This window comes from Bartonella sp. CR127HXZ, from assembly GCF_042194555.1.
GTDB lineage: Bacteria > Pseudomonadota > Alphaproteobacteria > Rhizobiales > Rhizobiaceae > Bartonella > Bartonella grahamii.
Window position 1 is genome coordinate 1 of record NZ_JBHIMZ010000015.1, and the last position, 23,299, is coordinate 23,299.

Sequence of the window (23,299 nt, forward strand, 5' to 3'; positions counted from 1 at the left end):
TTTGGCTTGCCTGATCACTCGTGGATTTTGCTTCATTGGCTATTGTTTCTAAGCCTTCTGCTTTAGATTTTGCATCGATAGCCTCTCTTAGTGCTTGATCTACTTTCTCTGTTACACTCTCTGCTGCACTTTTCGCTGTTTCCGCCAAACGCGTCGCTTCTGAAGCTGTTTGCGAGGCTTGTTCCACCCCTGTTTTCGCCTCTTCTGCCATTTGCTTCGCGGCATCAGATGCACTCTTGGCTTCTTCTGCTAATCCCTTGACTGTATCCGCTGTATCTTTTGCAAGATTAGCAGTTGTTGTTACTGCTGTAACCGCTTCACCCGTTTTCGTCACCTCTGTAAGCGCTTGATCAGAAACCCTTTTAGATTCTTCTGCAACCTGTTGCGCACTATTTGCGCGCGCCATGACTTTTTCCGACTCTTGCCTTGCATTAAACAACCTGTTCTAACGCTGCAAAGGTTTCATACGAATACAAAGATGCCGTCCCTAAAACCTTAGGAACAACAACGCTACCTTGCGAAGTACCTTCTCTGATTTCCTCTTTCGTTGCTATTGGTATCAGATACTCATGACTATGATCAGGTATTTTCATATGCTTTATTCCTTCATTAAACCTAAAATGAACACTCTTTCAAATCTTCAAACTCTTCTCTTAAGCTCTCTAAGCGCTTCTCTAAATCTTTCACAGATCCATCAAGATCCGTTTTCAAAGCGGCTTTCAGTAAATCAAAAACGCCATTAAGCGGCGCATGTACAAAACCTCCCCCCGAATACAAAACGACCCGTACTTGAGACGGGTCGCTAATCTCTGATATCGCAAACGGTTTTAATGACATTTCAACTCCTCATGTCTTGATCCCATAAATGACACTCACATTAACGGGGCGCGTTTCAACACCACCAACCCTCTCTGCCATAAGGTGATGTTCATGATGCTCTCTGTCATTCAGCCCTTCTGTTATAGGCGTTGAATAATATAAAAAATTAGCAAACGGGCTCCTGATAAACCAAGGTAAACGAGGCGGTTTATCTTTTTCTGTAAACCAAAATGGAACCTCTGAAATGCCCACTATTCGGTCAAATTCTTCATGACATTTCTTTAAGCTATCCCCACTCAAACCTACACACTCTTCGTCTATAGCTCTCTTGCGCCTTTGCAAAGAAACTTCAGAAGAAGAAACATCCCGTTTTTTACGAGAAGAAAGACCTTCTGATGACGCTGGACCTATAAAATGTTTATGCGCTTTTAAAGAACAGGGTTGTATACTTGCAAAAGAACGCCAAGGGTCTAAATTGCGTTCATTATCAAGTCCCCGTAAAAATAGCCCCCGAAAATCGGGAACATTAAACGTCTCAACGCCATCCCCCTCTCCCCACGTCGTTCCTATGACACAAAATAAGTCCCAATAAACATACCGTGAATAAGCACTCCCATCACATGGCAACCAACCATCCGGCAAGCGTTCCATTGCAAACGGTCCTATCAGACCGGAGGGTAAGCGTTTTAAGGAAGAAGCTTTACCCCTTGTCGGATTGAGAACTTGCCAACCGGTTATATCTTCATCGTAAATAACGGTATAAAGACAGCCATCTTGTATCTCTCCTCCCGATAAGGCTAATAAACCGGTTTCTGTCGCCTTATAAACGGGATTACCGGCTAAATTATTCAAAGCAATTGTTGTCGCCCCAACATTCTTTCCCTTCGCTTTAAAACAAACCGATATGCCATTCTTATACTCTAAAAATGCCGATTGGCTTAGAAGCCTTATCACGCTCGTCTTTTGGTTATTATCAACCGTCACAATCCCTTCAAGCACGCCGCCCGTATCCGATAAATACTCACTTATCCTTTGCATCATAAAACGAGCGCTATTATTAACCGTGTTAGGATGTTGTCCCTCTGACCAATTAATTAAAGCATCAGCACCACCATTCTCAGATGCCGTTAAAGACCAATCATAAATCGTGGACATCTGAACCTCACGTCTTGATTCCAAACACAACACTCATATTAATCGGGCGCGTCTCACTTACACCTGAACTTGCCAATGCAACATCACGCATGTGAAGGTGGGAATGGGGAAAGGCTAGCTTATGGTGCACGCGTATATCCTCTGCCCTCACACCCAAACGTTCAGCAAGTTTCAATCTTTGCTGGTCATTCAACACATATCCCCAGATGATCGTCATATCACCATGCCAACTCTCTTCCTGATTTTCATCATTCAAAATCGTAAAGGATTGCCCCCCATGGTCATGCTTTCTCATAGCGTCATTTTGTAAAGTGCCAAGATAACGAAAGCGGTCTATCTCGCGGTCATCATCAACACCTCGTAAAAAAACACCACGCAAATCGGGAACATTAAACTTCGTCCAACTATCAGCTCCACCCCATCTGATCCCTATCGCATCATAAAGAGCAGGATAATCACTGCGCAAATAAGCCTTCCCATCACAGGGTAACCAGCCATCTGGCAAAACTTGCATCCCAAAAATCCCTATCGTCCCCGTAGGATAAACGGGAATAACCGGTTCTTGTGATAAAGAAAGAGGCGTAGGATTTAAAACTTGCCAAGCATGATCCCTATAAACCAAGCTATAAATGCATCCCCTTTGAAGCTCGTCTCCCGATAAAGCACGGATACCTAATTCCGTCGCTTTGTAAACAGGTTTAGCCGCCAAATCATTCAAGGCAATTGCGGTTTCCCCAACATTCTTACCCTTTGCTTTAAAACAAACTGATATCCCATTCTTATATTTCAAAAAATGCGATTTACTTTGAAGTCTTATCAACGTCGTCTGTTGTTCAGCATCAACCGTAAAAGTGCTTTCAATCACACCACTCGTATCGGATAAATATTCACGCACACGCTGCATCATCACACGGGCGCTATTATTCACGCTGCTAGGGCGCTGTCCTTTTGACCAATCAATCAAATCATCACAATAGGCATTCAAGGAGGCATTTAAAGACCAATCATAGATCGTCGACATTTTAACCTCATGTCTTAATCGCAAACAGAACACTCACATTTACTGGACGCGTCTCGCCTTCACCAGTGCTCTCCAAAACAACCTCTTGGCTCTCATCAAGAGTATGAGAACTTACAATGTAGCCCCCTAAATTCTCACGCTCTATGCCCATAAAATTCGCTAGAGAGCTCCCCCCAAACAAGCCTAGACGATAGCCCAATACATCCGTCGTATTCCCATCCCAAAAGTTTTCGTTGCTGGTAAAATGAGACATCGAAAGACTCTGTCCTTGATGTTGGTGAGACTCGATTAAATCTGTTTGCACACTTGCAAAAGAACGCCCCTCATCAATATTGCGCCCTCCATCAACACCCCGTAAAAACATCCCTCGAAAATCGGGAACATTAAATGTCGTAACGCCATCCCCCTCTCCCCAAACCGTTCCTATCGCAGAAAACAAATCACGATAATCACGACGCAAATAAGCTTTCCCATCGCAAATTAACCAATCCTTTGGAATCCCGCGCATTCCAAAGGTTCCTATAAAACCCGTGGGATAAAGACTGCTTTCTACTTCTAAAGGGATAGAGGTAGGATTAACGAGATGCCAATGATCTTCATTATAAACCAATGTATAAATGCACCCTTGTTGGATTTCGCCCCCTGATAAAGGACCAACCCCTAATTCCGTTGCCTTATAAACCGGCTTGCCATCTAAAGCATTTAAGACAATCGTGGTCGCTCCAACATTCCTGCCCGTCGCCATAAAGCGCAAAACGATACCATTCTTATACTCTAAAAACTGTGAAGTGCTCGCAAGCCTTATCACACTCGTTTGTTGGACATGATCATTTGTAACAATGCCTTCAAGCTCTCCACCCGTGTCTGACAAGTATTCCTTTACGCGCTGCATCATCACACGGGCGCTCGTGTTCACACTGCTAGGATGCTGTCCTTCGGACCAATCAATCAAATCATCCACGCGCGTATTATCCGCCGCTCTAAGCGACCAATCATAAATCGTTGACATCTCTCGTGAATCCTAATTCCGGTAAAACGGTCCGTAAAACGCCCGCATAAATTGCGTCATCAAAGGATTATCATCATCGCTCTCTTCTTCTTCAGAAGCCTCTTCTTGTGATGCTAATAATGCCCTTAAAACCTCTAACAAGTTGTCTCTATTTCTAATGCCACCCTGCGCTACAGGGCTTGCTCTATAAGGCTGCCCTCCGTACATCTGTAATACACGGTTAACAAAATCACCGGCGCGCATGCTACTGTTACCACCATTCAAACCAACCGCATTGCTCCCAACAATTTGCGCCGCATTGGCATGGGGATTTTGCAAAAGACGCGCGGCTCCTCCTGCCCCTTGTTGATGTGCTAAATACAATTCCGCTTCACTAGGCGCTCTTCCCAACAGACGGCTTAAATGATTGCGATTATCAAGTGTCAACCGCCCCATGGCATCTGCCGCTTGCATGGGGTCAAACCTATCCTGCAAACCATATTGTTTGGCGGTGCTATCGATAAATTGATACAACCCACCAGCAGAAGAGCGGGGATTCCTTGCATTCGGATTTCCTCCACTTTCAACTTGCGCAACACGGTATAAATAACTCTCTGGCAAGCCGTAACGTGCTGCCGTTTGCCGTATCGCTTGATTAACAGAAGGACTATAACGGGTCATTTCGCATACTCTATTGAAGCACTAGGACCTAACCCTTTTGCTACAGCTCTAGAAACAATCTTCAAGCCTTCATCCGTTATCACACCGGCTTTATGCCACTTCAAAGCACTTTGAATCAATTTGGCAATTTCATTGCGTTCCATTCCTTTAACGCCAAAAGTTGCTAATTTCGCTATACCGCGCTCTAGCTCTCGTTTTGCTCGTAGCGCCTCTGGTGCATTCGGATGAAAAAATATGTTTCGTGCTAATTTGAGAGATTCAGTTGGCCAATGCAAAAAATTTGAAAAATTAATTCCATCAAAAAGAGAAACCTCAGGAGTGCCTTCAAATTTGCTAAAACCCTCTTTTGCTGCATCAGAATAGAATTGCTCCTGATCTACTGCCTTTTTAAAAGTAGAAAACCGTTCCGGTCCTATCATCCTTTTAAGATTCTCAGATGCAAGATTTTGTTTTAAAAGTTTAGAAAATTCATTAATAGGGTCATCATTTTTTCTGAGTAAATCATCTAATGCATCTCTCATGCCCATCTGATAGGTATTATTTTGTTTTGTCCAATTCCCTTTAGAAAGATTTTCCTGAACTGCATCCCTTTCAAAACTCTTTTCAAGCTTTGTTCCAAAAGCTTGTCTACCTTCCTCAAAGCTATCTGCAAAGTTTTTGAATTTTGCCGCACTACCGCGTGCTGCTTTGTACGTAGGAGAGATTTCATCCATTATTTTTACCAAATTTTGTTTGAGGACTTCGTATCCTAAAATCTTTTGGTTATCGCCATGTTTCTTACTTTTTTCGATTAAATCATCAAGAGACTGCTTAGTTTGATCTAATAACTCTATCGTAGGTTTATAGGTTATACTGCTAAATCTTCTATCATAAAACCTTCTAGGATTTATACTGAGAGGGTGTTCCTCTAAAGTATTGACAGCTTCTTTGAGAGCTTTTTGAAATCCTTTATTTTCAAAAAGTTTATTAAGAGCCGGATAATACTCTCGTCCTATCGGCGTTTGCCTTGCTTGTTCATAAAGATGATCATGCGCTTCTTTCCCTTGCTGTTTAAGCGTCCTGCTTAAAGTATCGCTATGCTGGTATGGAACAATTGTCTGCTCCATCATATCATCAAGACGTTGAACAGAACCTCCCAATCTTTTCTCATGCGCTTGTTTCAAGAGATTATAAACATCTTCATTTGTTTTAGACGCATTCCACAAAGTCTGTCGTAGTTTTTCATTAATATCTGTCAAAAATACTTCCTGAGGTTCTGAGCTAAGACGTTCGGTAATTTTTGGGTTTTATTATCGTAAAGTTGCTTGGCAACTTCTCGCAAAGCTTTATTGGAAACCTCTTTATGAGCAGGATTAAAATAATTCCTTACAAGTGGAGGTGATTTTAAAGCATTTCCTAAACTACGAACTGCCTTAGAAATACCTATACCTCCTAAAGCAGCAACCGGCGTCAAAACTGCCCCACCAACACCACCAGCTAACGCCGAATTCACCGTATCATTGTAACCTTCTCCTGCACCAGAACCGTGTAAAGCTCCAGAACCTGCCCCAACAAGAGCTCCCCTACCTAAACCTCCTAAAGTCGAACCTGCTCGCAAAAAATTTAATGCTGGAATACCAAATGATGCTATTGTTGGTAAAATCGAACCAGCAATATAAGCACCAGAAGACAACCATGGATGTTTCTCTTCCAAGGCTTTTTGGTAAGCGCGTTCCTTGGCTACTCTTCTATTATAGATTTCTTCGGCTTTTTTATCGCCGCTCCAATAATCCGTAAAACCCGCTTCATTCCCCGCTTGTATCTCATCACTATAACCTGCCGTGAGACCAGACATAAGGTGGCTCCAAACCGCACGCGTCTTGCTCCAATCCTTGCCATCAAGTGGAGAAGAATCTGGTGTACTTGATTGATCTACTGTACTTTGTTGACTTTCAGAAAAAGAATTAGATAGCTTTGCAATCTCAGACGGGTCTTCAACTACGCGAAAACGCGTTCCATTTTTAGAATATACATATTGAGAAGAGGACGAAGGAAAAGTGTTAGCATGTGATCTTATAATTTTTTCAATTTCATCAGGGTCTTCAACTACGCGGAAACGCGTTCCATTCTTAGAGTATACATATTGAGAATTAATCTCACCAGAAGCTTTATAAGGGTCCATTACTATTTCTCCTTAACAAGAATTTTACCACTGGAACTATCTATAAAATAAGGCACGTTATCCTTAATAGATGCCTCTTCTAAACTCATTTTTGGTAACTGATTACTATGTTCTTGCTGTGGAGCTTTAGAATGCGGCTGTGATGCTGTAACTTGATCAACATTCTCTTTCGTTAATGCAACGTGACGGTTTTCTAGCAAAGACAATACGTCTGATTTCATCTTACCCAAAATTTCATGGATTTTTTTCAACCTAAACAAGAGCTCTTTATGACCCAAGTTGTACTTTATCTCTCCTAAATAGCTCTTTAAGATATCAAGTTCTCTTTCTGTGAGATTCCCAAAACCTGAGGCGCCATTACGCGAATACTGTCTCATCGTTTCTAAACGATCAATACCTATACGATTTTTAATGGAATCAAGCAGTGAACTCATATCACGGTGTTGAGGAACACCCAACTGAGCTTGTATACTAGCCGCATTACCTGTAGCCCATTCACCATTTTCTTCTATATAGTTCATAAAACGTTCAATGTCATGGAGTGTATTATTACTGATAGTTTCTCTATTTTTAAGCTCTATCGTTTCTCGTAGGCGGTCCAATTCTTCTTTAGATCTAGTATCATAACCGCCGTTCGCTTTTTGTAATAGAAAAGCATTCAACGCATCTTTATTCCCAGCCATGAACCGCGCTTCTTCTTCGCTATAGCCTTTGGACTTTAGATACTCGACGGTCTGATTAACCTGCCCTCTTTTTTCTCTTTCCATATCACCACGACGAAGATTCATAGCTGCATTCGCTAAACTTTGTGCTATCGTCCCATCTGATAATGCATAACCAATCCCATAATCCGATAATCTTTGTAAAAACTCAGGACTACGCAAGTGATCCCAAAAACTCTGTTGAGAACCAGTATCTTGGTGAGGAACAATACTCTGTTGTGGCTGTACAGACTTCTGTGGTTCTACAGATGAAATAGGCTCTGGTAATTGAGACTGCTTTGGTTTCAATGATGCCAAATCTGAAGTTTCAATTGCATTAGGCAAAGGTTCCATACCTAAAGGATTTGGTTGTGAACCAAAGGTCGCTACTGGTAAAGAAGGAACTGAAGACGGTACATCTGGTTTTCTGCCTGCCGATCTTAAAGACGAACTTACATCTGGTAAAGGTGAAGTATTTTTAGCTAAACCTAAAGGATTTGATTGTGAACCAAAAGTTGCTATAGGGGAAGAAGGGGTTAAATAAGGTAAATTCTTTGCCTGTTGTTTGGCGTCTTCTAGATCGTTGAAACGTATACGTGGTACATATTGGCTTATTACATGCATAGACTTAAGAAGTCTTGATAACATGTTATCGTTACTATTTTGCATAACTACCTCACTTTTTTCCTGCAAAATTAGCAATACTAGCTAAAATCCCTATAGCGTTCTTCCAAGGGTCGTTGCCTTGCATCATAGAGGCTGTATTATTATTCGTCGTCGTGCCGTAATTCCTTGCAAAGCCATGACCGGCGTTCATAAGCATATTCAACCTATTCCAACCGCTATTGTCTTGTTCCAGCCAACGTTCACGATTGGCATCAACAACTCTCTGATTGTGGGCATCAAGCACACCTCCCCCCTGTATGGCATTGGAATAGGCATTGCCATAACCCTGTAAGAAGTTATTTGAGGCTCCCAACTGATTTTGATTGGCTTGGTCTATCAGTGAATTCGCTTGCATCATGCGGTCCGCATCACGATTATACTGGTCTGCTGTAGCACTTGTGGACAAAGCACCAAGTTCATTTGCCAATACACCTGCATGTGCACCGGACCCATAACGACCCGCACCTGCAAAAGAGCTGTTAATCGTATCTCTTACACGGTCTACAAGACATTGATTTATAATGATAATTCACTGTTTTGTATGTTGAATGAGTGTCTCGAATAACGTAGGATTCTCTCATTTCAAATCTGTTTATCTTGAATCAACTAAAACCACTTACTTGCACATAACAAGTGGGATGAGTGTGTGGATAAAATTTGTACAAGAAAGGAGTAAAAATGGTTCTTATGAATCGTCTTAATGCAAGGGCTGTCGCAACATTGGGGGCTGGCAAATATAATGATGGTGCCGGCTTGTTACTTCATAAGCGTAAAGATGGAGGTGCTCAATGGATTTTACGATATACCATTCATGGTCGGCGCCGTGAAATGGGATTGGGTGCCTTAAGACATGTCTCTTTAAAACAAGCCCGTGAATTAGCAACTGGGTGGCGTGCTGTTTTACGTGAAGGGCGTGACCCTATTAAAGAACGTGAAAAACAAAAGCGTGAAGCAATAAGCAATCTCCATTACTTAAAAGACATTGCCGTGGATGCTTTTGAAAGTCGTAAAGCCGAATTAAAAAGAGATGGTAAGGCTAGTGATTGGTTTTCACCTTTGCGGCTTTACATTCTCCCTAAATTAGGTTGCCTCCCCGTTTCAGAGATTACACAAACAGAGATACGCGATACGCTTTCTCCCATTTGGCATACAAAAGCTGGAACAGCTCAGATAGCATTGATACGTCTTAATCTTTGTCTCAAACATGCGGCTGCTTTGGGTTTGGATGTTGATTTACAAGCAACAGAAAAAGCACGTGCTCTCTTAGGAAAACAACGTCATAAGATCACTAATAGACCAGCAATGGATTGGAAAGATATACCAGATTTTTATCAGTTCCTCTGTAAAACACAAAACATAACACATCTTGCTTTGCGTCTGCTTATCCTTACAGGGGTTCGCTCTAACCCTTTACGTCATATTCATAAAGATCAAATTGATGGGGATATATGGACAATTCCTGCTGAGAATATGAAAGGAAAGCGTGATACAACAAAAGAATTTCGCGTGCCCTTATCATCTGAAGCATTAAAAGTAATTGAACAAGCCCACTGTATTTCTAAAAGTGATTTCATCTTTTCACTTACCGGTCGTGGTCCTCTTTCACATACGATGATGGCGGCGTATATGAGAAAAAATAAAATTGAAGCCTGCCCCCATGGATTTCGTTCTAGTTTACGCAATTGGCTCGCTGAAACAACCGATGCCCCCTATGAGGTCGCTGAAACTATTCTAAGTCATACGGTAGGGGGTAAAGTAGAGCGTGCCTATCGTCGGACTGATTATCTAGAACAACGCCGGATCTATATGGATAAATGGGCAGCTTATGTCACTGGTCAATCTTAAGATATGGGGTGAATAACCCCATTATCTGTGGATAACTTTAGCTCTCTTCTCTCTCATTCTTCTCAATAAGAGTCATAAATTATCACATCAGAAATTGTATGATAAAATATTGTTTTCTATAAATAAAATACCTTCAAAAATGAACCAAAATGTGGTTAATAAATGCTTATGATTTGTTTTCATTTTTTTACTTTTGAAAGGAAATTATTATGACAGAAAATGATATTCTTTTGACAGACCGTGAAAGTGCAAAATTGCTTCATATGAGTGTCTCAACATTCCGCCGTCATGTAACTAATGGCTCTCTCCCAAAACCTTTAAAATTTGGTTTTTTATCGCGTTGGTTACAATCAGATCTTATCAATGTAATCGAGCAAGCGAAACAGCAACGTCAAAGCGACGTAGCATAAAAAGAAAACCTTGTCACGTAAGGACAGACAAGGCTTTCTCAAACTCATCAACCTGGTGCTTTATTTGGTGTAAATTCAAGGCTTTCTCTGCTAAAGCAAGACTTAAGGCTGGCATTCAAGTTGTTCTGAATGCTTTTTACAATAAGGGCTATTTAAGCGTCTCTCAACACTTCGTTGAGGCATGACAGCACCAGGACGACATATGGGAAGATTGTCCGATTTATGGTTTTCACACCATTCTTGTATTGTAAAGCTAGGACGAAAACCTGATTGCGCCATACACATTTCAATATTGGCAAATTGATTCAAATCTAGCGCCACAACCTTATTAAGGTCCGGTACTCCACATTCTAAAAGTATTTTATTTCTCCATAATGCTGGAGAAAGTGAGGGAATTGAGTTAACACATCCAGTGATACTTAACAGAGCTATACAACTCAACAGTTTTAAGATTTTCTTCATTTTTTCCCTCTTTCAATGGATTTATTTACGATAAAAAGCTCTTAAGCCTGTTGATATTTTCTGTCACCGCTGCTTAAAACAACGGTGAACAATATTGAGATGACAGATTGAGGAAACAATCGCGCCATTCCAAGCGAAGGCAAGGATGGCGGATTGTTGATCATCACAAACAACAAAACTTAAGGTTGGCATTTGCGACTATTTTTATATTTTTTACAAAAAGGGCTGTTCAAGCGCTTCTTGACACTGCGCTGTGGAACAACAGCGCCTGGACGACAAATGGGAAGATCCTCGGCTTTATGATTTACACACCAAGTTCCCCCTCCCACTTTATCACGAAAACCTGATTGAATCATACAAGCTTCTATGGTTGCTATTGCATTGTAGCTGAGCTTTCTGCTTTCTGGATCAGTATCATAAGGGGTTGGCATTCCACATTCTAATAAGGCTTTACCTACCTCAGTAAAATCAGTAACACCATTTTTCTCCCACGTAGCTATCTCTCCTAGAGGAGGTTTATCGATATTACATCCAGTTACACTCACCAAAACTATTCCACTTAATAACTTTAAAATGTGTTTCATTTTTTACTCTTTGATTTACTTAAAGGAAATTGTTCACGATGAGATGAGCCGTAAAACTTTTGGCATTTATAACCCACATCTCCAAGACAGGTATGGGAACTTATGGGATTCATGATCACTCTCCACCATTCTTTCCACCAGTTACTACCAGCAGGTATTGTCTCATAGGTATAGCCATTGCCGCCAATCAATCTGCTTACAACGTCAAATCTATGCCCATCAAAGCCAATAGTGGTTTGTTTGCCACCACTCACATAAGCTAACAGACCGGATGCCGCCAAAACATTAGCCGCTGGTCCATAGAAACTGATCGTTGTATTGCCAGCTACATCATTTACACCTTCTTGTTTGAAAGAATTCATCATATTAAAGCCTGTCAAACTGCCTCGACTATGGGCATCAAAATGCAATCCTGTGTTACCATAGCGAGACATTATATCTTTTGCTTCTTGTGTTGAATTGGTCAAACCCCAAAAGTTATTTTCCATAAACTTCTGATAACCCGCGACCAGAAGTTCTGAGATAGCAGAATCAGCTTGGGGGAACACAACAAAATAAAGCGGTACATTTTTATTCTCCGCATGTTGCTCTGCATAAACAGCCGCCTCATAGGGTGGGGTAAAAATACCATTGAGGGAAACATGCACCTTGCCATCAGAGCCTTCTTGTAAATGCTGCTTTTCCTCATCCGTTAAATAATGAAACTTAGGTATTGGTTGTCCACGAGCGTCTTTGATATACTGTCCATTTGCATCTATTTCATAGATTGTATTGCCATTTTCATCACGGTCGACCACAGCGATGGGGTGCTCTTTGATAAACATGGTTTTATAGGAGTCATCGCTGTATTTAAACCCTTCTTCTAAGAGTTGCGTTGCCATTTCACGGTTTTCATGGACGATTTGTTCCAGCTTGCCTACATCGAGTTGTTGTACACCCTTATGGGCGGTGGCAGTATCACGATTAAGGGAGGCTATGGCTTGCTCAACATCTTGCCCTGTCAATGCCTTCTGCCCTGCTTCATCAGTAATGACGATGGTGCCATCGCTAATGGCAGATTTGGTGTATCCTTCCTCTGAATCTTTAGCTTTTGAATGATCTAAGACATTTTTGGCAATGTTTTTCCCGACACCATATTTGCCCTGATACATCGGACCACCCGCAGAAATGCTTAAACCTTGGCTGCTAGCTTGAGCATGTGCACTGTTGGTTATATCACTGGTGCTGATGCTTCCTGTGATCAGGCTGTTTTTTCTGCCGGCGCGGTACCAGCGATAATATCGGCTCCAACACCATGGATGCTGCCTTTGTGGGCTTGCATGTTGACAGCGCGTCCTGCTTCTATTGTTGTGCTCATCGCGGTGAAAGCTTGAGAAGAAGCTTCTGCTTTCTTAAAGCCCACTGTCATACTACCAGATGCGCCAGTCTCGGTCAAACCGCTTAACGTATCCTATGGATTGCCCCACGACTTTGGCTTCAAAATACGCATCCCCCGTAATGAAACCTCACCTGCCTTATTGTCGACTATCTTAAACACCAAATTAAAAGTGCTCGTTGCGTGGATAAAGAAGAAGACAGCTTTGATCCTCTACTTCATTCGTGATTTTATCCAACGACCTTTTTAACGATGGGGAGGACGCTTTGGTGATCGCTTTTGTAAAGCTTTTTGCTTTTGCTGACGTTTTCTTTCATCCTCAAAATGCGTTAGTAAAGCGCGTTCCTGTTTCGTTTTGTTGGTCACACCAAAGCTATCATTGTCCATAAATTGCTGATATCCAGCTAGCATCAAATTAGCTAAAAACGAGTCACTTTTCAGAGGTTGTACAAAATAGAGCCCTTTTGAATCTTGCAATTTATACCGGAAACCTGCTTTTTTCATGCACTCATAAACTGAGGCAAATTCACTCGCATACGAATTCATATCACTAGAAGAAGCATAAACCGGTTTCCAGCCACATTTTGATAAGGATTGTTGGATCATCGCTTTATCGACACCTGGTTTTTCCCATAATGCTAAAGTTGATGGAGGAGGTTGGTTAACACATCCAGCTGTATTTAAGAGAGCTATGCAACTCAATAGTTTTAAGATTTTCTTCATTTTTCCCCTCCTTCAGTGGGTTTCCTTACGATAAAACAGAGCTCATAAGCCTGTTGATATTTTCTGTCACCGCTTCATTAAAACAACGGTGACCAATATTGAGATGATGGATTGAGGGAACAATCCCGCCATTCCAAGCGAAGGCAAGGATAGCAGATTGTTGATCATTAAGGCTGGCATTTGCGACTATTTTTATATTTTTTACAAAAAGGGCTGTTTAAGCGCTTCTTGACACTTCGCTGTGGAACAACAGCGCCAGGACGACAAGCCGGAAGATTCTTTCCTTGAAAATTCTCACACCACGTTCCTGCCTCTGTATCTTTATAGCGGAATCCTGATTGAACCATACAAGAATCAATGAACGCCTTTTTATTTAAACTTAACTTTCTATTTTCTGGATCCTTATCATAAGGGGTTGGCATACCACATTCTAACAATGCTTTTCCTATCTCAGTAAAATCTGCTCCTGGCTTCTCCCACATCGCCAAAGATGATGAAGGAGTTTTATTAAACTGACATCCCACTATACTTAATAAAACTATTATACTCAGTAATTTAAACAACATGTTCATTTTTTTCTCCTTCAAGGTTTTTGTTCACGATGAGAAGGGCCATAACGCTTTTTGCATATATCACTCGCATCTCCAAGACAGGTATGGGAACTTATGGGATTCATGATCACTCTCCACCATTCTTTCCACATGTTACTACCAGTAGGTATTGTCTCATAAGTATAGCCATTACCGCCAATCCATCGGCTTACAAAGTCATATCTATTCCCATCAAAGCCAACAGTGGTTTGTTTGCCATCACTCACATAACCTAACAGACCGGATGCAACTAAAACATTAAAAGCTGGTCCATAGAAATTGATCTTCGTGTTGTCGGCTATACCGTGAACACCTTCTTGTTTGAAAGAATACAGCATATTCCACAATGTCATGGTACCACGGCTATGGCCATAAAGTTCCAACCCTGTAATACCATGGCTATACACCAAATCTTTTGCTTCTTGTGTGGAATTGGTCAAACCCCAAAAGTTATTTTCCATAAACTTCTGATAGCCCGCGACTAGAAGTTCTGAAATAGCAGAATCGGCTTGAGGGAACACAACAAAATAAAGCGGTTCATTTTTATTCTCCGCATGTTGCTCTGCATAAACAGCAGCTTCATAGGGTGGCGTAAAGATGCCATTGAAGGAAACATGAACCCTGCCATCAGCACCCTCTTGTAAATGCTGCTTTTCTTCATCCGTTAAATAATGTGCGTGAGGAAACAATCGCGCCATTCCAAGTGAAGGCAAGGATGGCGGATTGTTGGTCATCACAAACAAAACTTAAGGTTTGCATTCAGGTGCATTTTTATATTTTTTACAATAAGAGCTATTTAAGCGCTTCTTGACACTGGGCCTCGGGATCACAGCACCTGGACGACAAATGGGCAAGTTTTCCGCTTTATAATTTCCACACCAGCCTCCCCCCACATCATATTTATAGCGAAATCCCGCTTGGAGCATGCAAGCATCAATGGTTGCATTTGCATTGTAGCTGAGCTTTCTATTTTCTGTATCAGCATTAATAAGGCTTGGCAGACCGCATTCTAACAAGGCTTTTCCTACCTCTGTAAAACCTGCTCCTGGCTTTTTCCACGCAGCCACATCTCCTGGGGGGGGTTTATTAAACTGACATCCAGCGATACTCAATAGAGTTATCGCACTTAATAATTTTAAGGTTTGTTTCATTTTTTCCTCCATGATCTAATTCAAGGTTTTTGTTCTAGATGAGATGAGCCGTAAAGCATGCTGCACATACGCCCCGCATCTCCAAGGCAAGTATGAGGATTATAAGGATTTGTGAACATATTCCATGTTTCTTTCCACCAGTTACTACCAGCAGGTATTGTCTCATAAGTATAGCCATTGCCGCCAATCCATCGGCTTACAAAGTCATATCTATGCCCATCAAAACCAATAGTGGTTTGTTTGCCACCACTCACATAACCTAACAAACCGGATGCCGCCAAAACATTAGCCGCTGGTCCATGGAAACTGATCGTTGTCTTGCCTGCTACATCATTTACACCTTCTTGTTTGAAAGAATTCATCATATTAAAGCCTGTCAAACTGCCACGACTATGGGCATCAAAATGCAATCCTGTGTTACCATAGCGAGACATTATATCTTTTGCTTCTTGTGTGGAATTGGTCAAACCCCAAAAGTTATTTTCCATGAACTTCTGATAGCCCGCGACCAGAAGTTCTGAGATAGCAGAATCGGCTTCTGGAAACACAACAAAATAAAGCGGTACATTTTTATTCTCCGCATGTTGCTCTGCATAAACAGCAGCCTCATAGGGTGGTGTAAAAATGCCATTGAGGGACACATGCACCTTGCCATCAGAGCCGGCTTGCAAATGCTGCTTTTCTTCATCCGTTAAATAATGAAACTTAGGAATATTTTGTCCACGAGCGTCTCTTATAGGTACCCCATTTGCATCTATTTCATAGAGTATATTACCCTTTTCATCACGGTCGACCACGGCGATGGGGTGCTCTTTGATAAACATGGTTTTATAGGAATCATCGCTGTATTTAAACCCTTCTTCTAAGAGTTGAGTTGCCATTTCACGGTTTTCATGGACGATTTGTTCCAGCTTGCCTACATCGAGTTGTTGTACACCCTTATGGGCAGTGGCAGTATCACGATTAAGGGAGGCGATTGCTTGTTCCACGTCTTGTCCTGTCAATGCCTTCTGCCCTGCTTCATCAGTAATGACGATGGTGCCATCGCTAATGGCAGATTTGGTGTATCCTTCCTCTGAATCTTTAGCTTTTGAATGATCTAAGACATTTTTGGCAATGTTTTTCCCGACACCATATTTGCCTTGATACATCGGACCACCCGCAGAAATGCTGATCCCATCGCTGCTGGCTTGCGCATGCGCACTGTTGCTTATATCACTGGTGGTAATGCTTCCTGTGGTCAGGCTGTTTTTATCTGCCGGCGCGGTGCTTTCAATAATACCTCCAGTTAGGGTCGTTTTATCTTTAACGTTGATCTTAAAACCGCCATCACCCGCTTTGATGCCTGATTGTTCCACAACACTATGATAATCACTAGAGGATTTATCCTTGTTCAAGGATATATTGGTTGAGGCTGCATCATCCTTTTTTCCACCATTAAACCCAATAGAAAAAGAGTTTTGCTTGCTGGAACTTTGACCCGTATCACTGCGACTGGTAATGTTCAAATCACGACCAACCTCCATTTCTACATGGTTTGCAGAAACCACGGTACCTGCCAATGTGGTATCCTCTCCACTGCTGGTATGAACAGTGCCAGTGCCTATAATATGGCTGTTCTTTTGCTGAACCTCCTCACTGGAGCCCTTGCCTTTACCAAAAGAGGCGTTACCCATCCACCCTGTGCCACCAGTACCATAACTATACCCAACATTCATTGAAGCGCTTTCACTTCTGTTTTGTGTGCTTTGCGTGTTTTGTGCACTTTCAAAGAGGATATGTTGTCTTGCATCCAAGGTGATATTCCCGCTCTGTTCATCATTTGCATAGACTGGATTGGTACCAGCGATAATATCAGCGCCAATACTATGGATGCTGCCTTCATGGGCATGGATATTAATAGAACGCCCTCCTTCTATGCTATCTGTCACCGCAGTAGATGTCTGAACAGATGCCTCCTCCTTCTCTGTCTTAAAGCCCACGGTTACGCTAGCAGAAACATCAACAATATCACGAATAGACTGTTTGTTTCCACCTTTCATCCCATTATAAAGACCTTTGCCTTTGCTATAGAGATCATAGCCTTTTAGACCAGCAATAAGACCATTACCGATTTTGTGTTTTGTATCCCCATGACCAAAACGTTTGGCTGCATCCTTTACATCTTTTACTGTACCAAGAATACCCACATTGACAGAGCCTGTCACACCAGCAAAAGACTTTTCATGCTTTTCTTTTGCGTTAGAGGTATCATAGCTTTCTGATAGGGTGATATTATTGCCAGCATCAATGTTGACATCACGATCCGCCGAAACAATGGTTGCTTGTAAATTCACATCATTGCCACCATTGATCTGCACATCTTTTCCCGCCTTGAAATGAGATGGCGTATTGGTATTTTCCCATTGGTCCCCTGTGTCTTTAGCGCTTGCAATTCCAACACCCACGGAAGCACCGCTAGGGTTCTTTTCAAACTGAAACCCAAAACCTGTACGTTCTTCCTTTGAGCTTGCCCTATGACGATTGTGACCAGGTGAAACATTCACATCATGGGCTGCCGAAACATGAATATTTTCTTGCGCAGTAAAATCAGAGCCCTCCACGTTCACATCTTTTTTGGTGGCGGTGATGGTGATATTTTTCCCATTGAGAGAAGAGCCTTGATGCTCAAAACTCTCTTCATTTTCTGTCTTTCCCTCACTCCCGTATATCGACACAAAACCCTTGCCCGATCCCACACCAAAACCCGTTTCATGGGTCTCTGAATGGCTCTTATGATGATCTGTCATGCCATCAATCGTCACACTTTCTCCGCTCACATGAATATCTTCATTTGCAAACATATGAGAAGCAGTGATTGTGGTCTCTTTGTCTGATTGCGTGATAATGTTGCCCGTTGCCCCAAGGATAGAGGAGACCGTTGTGGTATGCGATTGAGATGTATCGGACGATTCCTCATGCAAAAAGCCACTTGAAGACGATTGTGCTTGCTGATCCAACTGTTCTTGGGCGCCTTTTATGACAATCTTTCCCCCAGAGTGAATGGTAATATCCGCTTGTTTCTGTTCTCCTGGTGCTTTCTCTCCTGACGTTTCCTCTGCCTTACCGGCTGTGAGCGTCGAGGCTACAACTTCCGTGTTGTTTCCAGATTCAATGGCAACGCCTTCACCCCCAGATATGAGTGAACCGGAAACTTGGGTAGCATCCACCTTGTTATGCACGGATTTGCTGCTACTAAATGCTCCACCCTCTTTGTGGTACGACATTTCATAGTGTAAGCTATCCTCTGCATTGGTGATCAGGACATCGTTGCTGGCTTTCAGCCCTACCTTGCCATCAGCCACAATGGAACTACCTGTGATGCTAAGGTCATGCGGCTTGCCATCCTGCCCTGCAATGACCGTGGTATCACCTCCCGATTTTATCGAAGAGCCAACGGCATGAGAGGCTTGCATATCCACTTTCGTGTTTTTGGCGCGAAGATGATACTCCATCTCATCTTCTCTTACCCCTATTGTTACCTCCCCTTGGGCGCCAAGTCCAACATTGCCCTTGGCATCTATATCGGAAGCAGCAATATGGATATCTTTTCCAGAGAGAACAGTGGTATCTTTTCCAGAACTTAAATGAGAGCCATTGTGCACGGCGACATGAGAAGTTCGATCCCCGCGATGGCTATTGGTACTGTTGCGTGTGGCATCAATTGAAACGTTTTCTTTTGCCTGTAAGGAAAGATTATCCGTTGCTTGAACATCAGAGCCTAGAATATTCAAATTATTTCCAGAGAGAAGTGTCGTCGAGCCTCCAGAGTTTAACACAGATTTATGATGCATGGTGGCATCACCCTGTTCATCATGGTAATGGGTTTCTGCTGAACCGATCGTCAAGTTGCCTTCTTCTGTAGCCATGGCAAGATCACCTCCGGTAGTGATCCCCACCCCTGAGGCGGTGATATCTTGTTTAGCAATCACCGTTGCATTACCCCCAGCAGAAAGCGCCTCGGTGTTTAAAACGGTCTCCACGCCGTCAACCGTTGTGTGCCCTGCATCCAAACGAATATTCTTCTCCGCAAGGATAACAGCATCCCCACCCGCCGCAAAATGCCCTCCTTGACTGAGGATATCCCCGCCATGCACATGCAATTGGTGATTTGCCGCAATCCGCCCTGAATTGATAATCGTTGAATTGCTCGTATTTTGGCTGGTGATATTCACATCATCGCCCATGATCAAAGCCCCAGCAGAAACAAAGGAGGCTCTGTCTTTTTCAGGGATGTAAAGCACCGGTGCATAAACATCCATGCCCTTGACCTGTTGGCGCACATAAATCACCATCGGGGCTTCTAGGGACGCCAATTGTTCTTCACTCAAAGCCTCACCAAAGGGGAGATTGTGGGCTTTTGCATATTCTGCCCCACCATCCAGCAAAGTTTTGACTTGTTCAATGGCATCACTTCCAGGAATAAAGGAACCTTTGCCCAAACCTTGACCAACAAGATCACGCATTTGTTTTTCAATCAGCTGCTTTTCGAAATAAGCATCGCCTAAGAAAAAAATCTCTCTGTCAGGATTATAACCAATTCTGTTCAAATAATAAGCTGAGCCATAAAACTTGCCAACATCAAGGAATTCTGCCCGCGTTTCATAAATGAAATTCTGGTTGGGCAGCGTGCCCCCAACCCCACCCGATTGGGGTTTTGGTAAAGGGAGCCCCTCAGAAAGTTCTCCTGCATTATTGAGATCCACTTTTGGTGTAAAGAGAGCGCCAGCTCCAGGCAAACCACTTAAGGACTCCAGTGGATTGCCCCCAACTGCTTGTGCTTTAAAATGCGCATCCCCTGTAATTGAACCTTCCGCTGCCGTGTTATTGAGTTGATCGACCACCAGATTTAAAGTGCCACCCGCTTGAACAAGACCAGGAACGGTATCAAGAACTTTTGAACCAGTATGGCGATCCTTGCCATTGGCTATATCTAAAGAAACATCGCGGCTTCCATCAGCTTTATAGCCATAACAACTGTCTGTATAAGCCTGACAACCAAGATAAGTGTTTTTATAAGCTGTTGCCCCCAAATTGGTGAGCACATTGGCGTGGATATCGGCATTTCCCCCTGCTCTCATAATGCTATAATGGTTGTCAATGGTATCAGCGTTAATGATGAGGTTGCCACTAGATTGTATTACCCCCGAAACAGTTGGTTTATGAGAAAACCCTTGCGTGACAGTTTCTTCTGTCATATGTGACCAGTGTTTGTTTGGGGATAAGACCCCCCACCTATTACCATTCCAGGAATACTGTTCTATGCCTTTTCTGTTATCATTATATTTCCAAGTAAAAGCCTTATAGACTTTTCCATCGCTTAAAATTGCGGTGCCATAGGTTTCTTCTTTGCTCGCCCAAACCTGCTGTTCAAATATAAAGTTTTTCTTGTCTTTACCAAACGGCCACTTAGAAAGCTTTCCTTTACCCCAGCTATTCGATCTCGTATCATGATATAAAGCCCTACCATCGAGAAAATTATATTTGTCTGGTTTTTCGAATGAAATATCGCTATATTCCGTTTTTTCCGTGATGACAGGCGTGCTATCGGCTTCGTTTTTCAAGGTGTTGGTTTGGATATTTAAGTTTCCACCAGCTTGAATAAAGCCTGCTTTGTTAACAAGCGAAAGGCTTTTTCCGCTGCCAGCTGCATTGGTGAAAGATAAATCACCTTCTGCCATTATGGCACCAAAGTCATTGAGCAAAGCCCCATCAACTTGTAAAGCACCATTGCCCTTCACATAAATTAAGCCCGTTTTGCTATTGGTCACATCCCCCGTCACGCTAAAGATTAAATCCTGCCCCGATGCTAATTGACCGCTATTTCCAAGCTCCCCCGTTTTGATCACGAAATCTCGTGCCGCTAAAACAGAAGTTGCCTTATCCACCATAACGCTTGGAGCAACAAAAAGAATATCTCCAGTCCCTCCCTCATCTGTCACGGCTTGTAGCCGCGCATGGTGAATATCAAGAGCATTGGTGCTTTGAAAGTCTAAACCACCATAAGTCAATTCGCTGCCCGAGACATCAATATGATCTGCAATTAAATACAGCGTTTGCGGCGTGTAAATATGAGAACGATTATTGCTTAAATCCAGTGTCGGTGCTGTCAATCTCACATCCCCCTCGGTAGACAGCACATTCTCAACACTGATCTCTCCAGATACCGATGTCAATGTTGCGTTGCCATAGCCAATGACCTGATCATAATAGATGTCGTTGCCTGCAAAAATTTCAATATTGCCACCACTGGCAATCTGACCAACCTTCACCCCTTCTTTTGCTGTAATAAAAAGAAAGCCCTTTTCATCTAAAACAAGATCCCCTGAACCGCCCGTAGAAACGACACCTGTCATCAGTGTGCCTGCATCAAGGCTGCCAACCTTTAAAACAGCCTTTTCACCCGTCATCAGCGAAGAAAAATCAACCGCCCCACCCTCAATATTTGCCTTGCCATAGGCTAAAAGTTGCCCAAAATGAACGGGAGCATTTGTTTCTGGTTGTGCTTGAATGGCAACATTTTGATGCGACAGAATTGTTTGAGAAACAGAAAGCCCGTTATGAGAAACCAGGGTGATATCTCCTGCTCCATAAACACTTTCAGCGACAATCGCACCTTGACTGCTCTGGAGATCAACATCCCCTTGGGTGCCAAGAACAACAACACCAGAAGCACCCGTTGCCGCCATATCAACCCCACCGGCTAAAAACTGCGCCTTTATATCACCACCGGCATGTGCCTTGAGGTTCCCTTGCGCTAAAACAATCCCCTCAAGCTTCAAGTCTCCGCCCGATTCAAGAGCCATATCAGCGCCTGACCCTAGCCCTGAAACTTGAAGTGTCTGGCGCGAAGAAAGCTCCATATTGCCCCCAGAGGTTGCCTTACCGGCAATCGATAAAAGCCCATCCTGCGCCTCTATTTTCAAATGACCATCAGCGCCAACCGTTTCTAACGTCACATCCTTATGTGCTGCAATATCAATATGCTTTTTCGAGGTGATGTGTTTTGCCAATACGCTCTGGCTTTTCGATTTGAGGACAACGCCCCCATGACCAAAAACATTCTTCAACGAGATTTTCCCGTCAGCAGAAAGATGCAACTGCCCCGCATTGGCTGCCATATCATGGCGCATACGAACCCCAACACCTTTTTCTGTTGCCACAAGTTTAATCTGATCCGCCTGTAGAGCCCCCAAAGCAGAACCATCTATCGCATATTCCGGTTTACCAGTAATATCGGTCAGTTCTTTCATCTCACGAGAAGCATAATCAAAGTGACCCGTCCCTGCTGTCACTCCAATTTCTCTGCCCGCAACAGCTCCTTCAAAATGCACCGTGCGTGAGACAATATCGACAATATCAACCGCCCCTTGGCCAGAGAAAAAATTGGCTCCCTTTGCTCCAAAGGTAATATCCCCACCTCGCACCTCAAAGCCTTTTAAAAAACCGCTCGCATCAATTTCGGGTACACCTGTGGTTAAGGTCGCATGGGGCGTATTGATAAAGCCACAACCATCACAACTTATCCCATTGGGATTGGCTATAATCACATCGGCGGGGCTCCCAAAAACCTCTCCTGGACCATGAAGCGCACTACGCTTGCTGCTGGTCACTTCATTTAAAATCACTTTCGCCGAACCCGTAACACGCAAATGCGGATTGCCCGGCATAATGCCCCCCAACTGCGATTGCCCCACTTCTTGCGCATGATTGTTCCAAATCACACCTGGATTGCCAATATTAAAATCATCATATTTATTGTGTGATAAGCCCTTGCCATTGGGGGTAACAATATCAATGGAGGGAACCCCATTGGGCGCTGCCACTATATCTGGACGATTGGCGGCATGAGCGTTAGGATCCACAGTAATTTGCGCCTGTAACGCTGAAGATGCGAACAAACAAGAAAAACCAAGTCCCCCAAATAA

The 23,299-nt window shown here is 42.9% G+C and carries 18 protein-coding genes and 4 pseudogenes; 2 read left to right on the top strand and 20 right to left on the bottom strand.

Features of this window, described 5'->3' with window-relative positions; all coding sequences use genetic code 11:
• The 11 genes and pseudogenes from ACFIKY_RS07855 to ACFIKY_RS07905 form a co-directional block, all read right to left on the bottom strand.
• A pseudogene (locus ACFIKY_RS07855) lies at positions 1-406 on the bottom strand (hypothetical protein); the annotation flags it as partial.
• Positions 407-431: 25 nt separating this feature from the next.
• Positions 432-593: a hypothetical protein gene (locus tag ACFIKY_RS07860; protein WP_375661635.1), complete on the bottom strand. Its 162-nt coding sequence runs from the start codon at positions 591-593 to the stop codon at positions 432-434.
• Positions 594-615: 22 nt separating this feature from the next.
• Entirely contained in the window at positions 616-837 is a 222-nt protein-coding gene (locus tag ACFIKY_RS07865; protein WP_375661636.1) for a hypothetical protein, read from the bottom strand.
• Between the two features lie 9 nt (positions 838-846).
• On the bottom strand, positions 847-1,974 hold the full coding sequence (locus tag ACFIKY_RS07870) for a phage tail protein (RefSeq protein WP_375661637.1): 1,128 nt from the start codon (positions 1,972-1,974) through the stop codon (positions 847-849).
• A gap of 7 nt (positions 1,975-1,981) precedes the next feature.
• Positions 1,982-2,995: a phage tail protein gene (locus ACFIKY_RS07875; RefSeq protein WP_375661638.1), complete on the bottom strand. Its 1,014-nt coding sequence runs from the start codon at positions 2,993-2,995 to the stop codon at positions 1,982-1,984.
• 7 nt (positions 2,996-3,002) lie between these two features.
• Entirely contained in the window at positions 3,003-4,004 is a 1,002-nt protein-coding gene (locus ACFIKY_RS07880; protein ID WP_375661639.1) for a phage tail protein, read from the bottom strand.
• A gap of 12 nt (positions 4,005-4,016) precedes the next feature.
• Positions 4,017-4,664: a transglycosylase SLT domain-containing protein gene (locus ACFIKY_RS07885; protein ID WP_375661640.1), complete on the bottom strand. Its 648-nt coding sequence runs from the start codon at positions 4,662-4,664 to the stop codon at positions 4,017-4,019.
• Positions 4,661-5,770: a hypothetical protein gene (locus ACFIKY_RS07890; protein ID WP_375661641.1), complete on the bottom strand. Its 1,110-nt coding sequence runs from the start codon at positions 5,768-5,770 to the stop codon at positions 4,661-4,663. Before ACFIKY_RS07890 ends, ACFIKY_RS07885 begins: the two co-directional genes overlap by 4 nt.
• 128 nt (positions 5,771-5,898) lie before the next feature.
• A complete protein-coding gene (locus ACFIKY_RS07895) occupies positions 5,899-6,825 on the bottom strand; it encodes a hypothetical protein (RefSeq protein WP_375661642.1) in 927 nt (308 codons plus the stop codon).
• Positions 6,826-6,827: 2 nt separating this feature from the next.
• On the bottom strand, positions 6,828-8,174 hold the full coding sequence (locus ACFIKY_RS07900) for a hypothetical protein (RefSeq protein WP_375661643.1): 1,347 nt from the start codon (positions 8,172-8,174) through the stop codon (positions 6,828-6,830).
• Between the two features lie 28 nt (positions 8,175-8,202).
• A pseudogene (locus ACFIKY_RS07905) lies at positions 8,203-8,697 on the bottom strand (hypothetical protein); the annotation flags it as partial.
• 173 nt (positions 8,698-8,870) lie between these two features.
• Between ACFIKY_RS07905 and ACFIKY_RS07910 the strand changes: the two are divergent.
• Together ACFIKY_RS07910 and ACFIKY_RS07915 are read left to right on the top strand one after the other, a co-directional pair.
• On the top strand, positions 8,871-10,037 hold the full coding sequence (locus ACFIKY_RS07910; RefSeq protein WP_375661644.1) for a tyrosine-type recombinase/integrase: 1,167 nt from the start codon (positions 8,871-8,873) through the stop codon (positions 10,035-10,037).
• 209 nt (positions 10,038-10,246) lie between these two features.
• Positions 10,247-10,447, top strand: a complete 201-nt coding sequence (locus tag ACFIKY_RS07915; RefSeq protein WP_273788688.1) for an AlpA family transcriptional regulator — start codon at positions 10,247-10,249, stop codon at positions 10,445-10,447.
• A gap of 102 nt (positions 10,448-10,549) precedes the next feature.
• On the opposite strand, the gene ACFIKY_RS07920 is transcribed toward ACFIKY_RS07915, so the two are convergent.
• From ACFIKY_RS07920 to ACFIKY_RS07960, 9 genes and pseudogenes are all read right to left on the bottom strand, one after another.
• Positions 10,550-10,909 carry a hypothetical protein gene (locus tag ACFIKY_RS07920; protein WP_375645087.1) on the bottom strand — a complete coding sequence of 120 codons (360 nt, stop codon included), beginning with the start codon at positions 10,907-10,909 and terminating at the stop codon, positions 10,550-10,552.
• A gap of 179 nt (positions 10,910-11,088) precedes the next feature.
• Positions 11,089-11,493 (bottom strand): hypothetical protein, encoded by a 405-nt coding sequence (locus ACFIKY_RS07925; RefSeq protein WP_375645088.1) that lies wholly within the window; start codon positions 11,491-11,493, stop codon positions 11,089-11,091.
• Positions 11,490-12,746, bottom strand: a pseudogene (locus ACFIKY_RS07930) (filamentous hemagglutinin); the annotation flags it as partial. The gene ACFIKY_RS07925 and the pseudogene ACFIKY_RS07930, both read right to left, overlap by 4 nt.
• Positions 12,734-12,928, bottom strand: a complete 195-nt coding sequence (locus ACFIKY_RS07935) for a hypothetical protein (protein WP_375661646.1) — start codon at positions 12,926-12,928, stop codon at positions 12,734-12,736. The pseudogene ACFIKY_RS07930 and the gene ACFIKY_RS07935, both read right to left, overlap by 13 nt.
• 186 nt (positions 12,929-13,114) lie before the next feature.
• On the bottom strand, positions 13,115-13,591 hold the full coding sequence (locus ACFIKY_RS07940) for a hypothetical protein (RefSeq protein ID WP_375626845.1): 477 nt from the start codon (positions 13,589-13,591) through the stop codon (positions 13,115-13,117).
• 167 nt (positions 13,592-13,758) lie between these two features.
• On the bottom strand, positions 13,759-14,163 hold the full coding sequence (locus ACFIKY_RS07945) for a hypothetical protein (RefSeq protein ID WP_375661647.1): 405 nt from the start codon (positions 14,161-14,163) through the stop codon (positions 13,759-13,761).
• Positions 14,164-14,174: 11 nt separating this feature from the next.
• Positions 14,175-14,864, bottom strand: a pseudogene (locus ACFIKY_RS07950) (filamentous hemagglutinin); the annotation flags it as partial.
• 63 nt (positions 14,865-14,927) lie between these two features.
• Positions 14,928-15,332: a hypothetical protein gene (locus ACFIKY_RS07955; RefSeq protein WP_375661648.1), complete on the bottom strand. Its 405-nt coding sequence runs from the start codon at positions 15,330-15,332 to the stop codon at positions 14,928-14,930.
• Between the two features lie 20 nt (positions 15,333-15,352).
• The coding region (locus tag ACFIKY_RS07960) for a hemagglutinin repeat-containing protein (RefSeq protein WP_375661649.1) at positions 15,353-23,299 on the bottom strand (7,947 nt) is incomplete at its 5' end.